The organism is Streptomyces sp. AC627_RSS907 (genome assembly GCF_019049165.1).
This window is the reverse complement of sequence record NZ_JAGMUE010000191.1, coordinates 2437-4972: the sequence shown is the minus strand read 5'-3', so window position 1 is coordinate 4972 and position 2536 is coordinate 2437. Positions and strand designations below refer to the sequence as shown.

At 72.0% G+C, this 2536-nt stretch carries 2 protein-coding genes; one reads left to right on the top strand and one right to left on the bottom strand.

The annotated features are described in order from the left end of the window. A partial coding sequence (locus KUM32_RS31360; RefSeq protein WP_217145348.1) for a YafY family protein occupies positions 1–971 on the bottom strand: 971 nt, incomplete at its 3' end. A 62-nt stretch (positions 972–1033) separates the two neighbouring features. On the opposite strand from KUM32_RS31360, the gene KUM32_RS31355 reads away from it, so the two are divergent. Next, on the top strand, positions 1034–2536 hold a 1503-nt coding region (locus KUM32_RS31355), incomplete at its 3' end, for an MFS transporter (protein ID WP_217145347.1).

The following is a 2536-nucleotide window of genomic DNA, read 5'->3' as shown; positions in this document are numbered from 1 at the left end:
CCTTCCACCCCCGCCGCCCGCCCCAGCCTCGCCGCCAGGTCCCGTACGCACTCCACCAGCTCCGCCGGCTCCCGCACCCGGAACTCCACCCCCAGCATCGCGAGCCGCACCGCCATCCACTCCACCGAGTCCGACACGGTCGCCCGCAGGACGCACGCCGAACCACCGGCCACCGCCTCCGGCGCTCCCATCCACTGCGGCACCCGGGCCGCGACGACCTCGGCCGGCGCGTCGAACTCGACCACGATCCCGTAGGAGTCGCCCCGCCGCTGCATCGACCGCCGCAGGTACTCCGCGGCGCTCCCGGTCGGCAACTCCCGCGGAGCGAACCGCGCCCCGGTCGCGAACGGCTCGCTCACCCGGTCCACCCGGAAGGTCCGCCAGTCGTCGCGGTCGAGGTCGTAGGCGACCAGGTACCAGCGGCGCCCCGTCGACACCAGCCGGTACGGTTCCGTCACGCGCCGCGTCTCGGTGCCGTCGCCCGCGCGGTAGGCGAACCGCAGCCGCTCCCGTCCGGCCACCGTCGAGGCCATGACGGTCAGCGTCTCGGGGGCGATGGTCGGTCCGTCCCCGCTGGTCAGCGGTGTCGTGGCGGTCTGGAGCGTGGTCACCCGGTGCCGCAGCCGCGCCGGCAGCACCTGCTCCAGCTTGGCCAGTGCCCGTACCGACGCCTCGTCCACGCCCTCGACGGCGTGCCCGGCCCCGGCGCGCAGCCCGACCGCGATGGCCACCGCCTCCTCGTCGTCGAGCACGAGCGGCGGCATCGCCTTGCCTGCCACCAGTCGGTAACCGCCGTCGGCGCCCATGGACGCCTGCACGGGGTAGCCCAGCTCGCGCAGCCGGTCGATGTCCCGCCGGACCGTGCGCCGGGAGACCCCGAGCCGGTCGGCGAGCTCGCCGCCGGGCCATTCGCGGGGCGTCTGGAGGAGGGAGAGGAGCGTCAGGAGCCGAGCCGGAGTGTCCGTCGTCATGCGTCCGAGGATGCCGCAGATCTAGGACGTGATCTGACCTACTGGGCCCTTAGCTTCCTCTCATGACCTTCACGCACACCTCGGACCCCTCACCAGCCCGGTCCGACGCGGGCGACCGCCGTCGGTGGTTCGCCCTCGCGATCGTGATGACCGCGGCGTTCATGGACCTGGTCGACGTCACCATCGTCAACATCGCCATCCCCTCGATCCGGCAGGACGAGGGCGCCTCCTTCAGCCAGATCCAGTGGATCACCGCCGGTTACGCCCTCGCCTTCGCCGCCGGCCTGATCACCGGCGGACGGCTCGGTGACATCCACGGCCGCAAGCGGGTCTTCCTCGCCGGCATCGGCGGCTTCACCGTCGCCTCCGCGCTCTGCGGCCTCGCCGTGAACCCGGAGATGCTGGTCGCCTCCCGCATCCTCCAGGGGGCCATGGCGGCGCTGATGGTGCCGCAGGTGCTGTCGATCGTGCACGCCACCTTCCCGGCGCACGAACGCGGCAAGGTGTTCGGGCTGTTCGGTGCGATCGTCGGACTGGGGGCCGTCTCCGGACCGCTGCTGGGTGCCCTGCTCACCGAGTGGAACCTCTTCGGGCTCGAGTGGCGGCCCATCTTCCTCATCAACCTGCCGGTCGGCATCGTCGGCCTGGTCCTCGGCAGCCGCTTCATCACCGAGTCCAGGGCCCCGCGCGCCCTCAAGCTGGACCTGGTGGGTGTCGCACTTGTCACCCTCGGCCTGCTGATGCTGGTCTACCCGCTCACCCGGGGCCGTGAGCTGGGCTGGCCCCTGTGGGGGTACGTCTCGATGGCCGGGGCGTTCGTCGTGCTCGCGGTGCTGGTGGCGTACGAGCGCCGCAAGAGCGCGCGGGACGGTTCGCCGCTGGTCGAGCTGTCGCTGTTCAAGGTGAAGAGCTTCGCCGCGGGCATCGTCGTGCAGACCGTCTTCGGGGTCGCGCTCGGCATCTTCTTCCTGGTGTGGACGCTGTACATGCAGGAGGGGCTGGGCTGGAGCCCGCTGCGGGCCGGTCTGACCGGCGTACCGTTCTCGCTCGCCGTCTCCACGGCGGCCGGCGTGTCGGTGCAGAAACTGGTCCCGCGCTTCGGGCGCAAGGTGCTCCAGGCGGGCGCGCTGGTGATGGCGGCCGGAGTGCTGCTCTACATCTGGGAGTCCGAGCGGTACGGGCTCGGCATCACCTCCTGGCAGATGGCGCTCCCGCTGCTCGTCATGGGTGTCGGCATGGGCCTGATCGTCGCCCCGCTGACGGACGCGGTGCTGTCCCAGGTGCCGCGCGAGCACGCCGGAGCGGCGTCCGGGCTCATCAACACGGTGCAGCAGATGGGCAACGCGCTGGGGCTGGGGCTGGTGTCGGTGGTCTTCTTCGGGACGATGAGCGACCGTCTGACCCCCGCCCGCATCGGCCCGGCGTACGCGGACGCCTTCCAGAACGCGCTGGGCTGGGTGGCCGCCGTGATGGCCGTGATCTTCCTGCTGATGTTCGCGCTGCCCAAGCGGCCGGCCCAGCACGTGGAGGGGGCCCAGGAGGAGGACCGGGCGACGGAGAAGGAG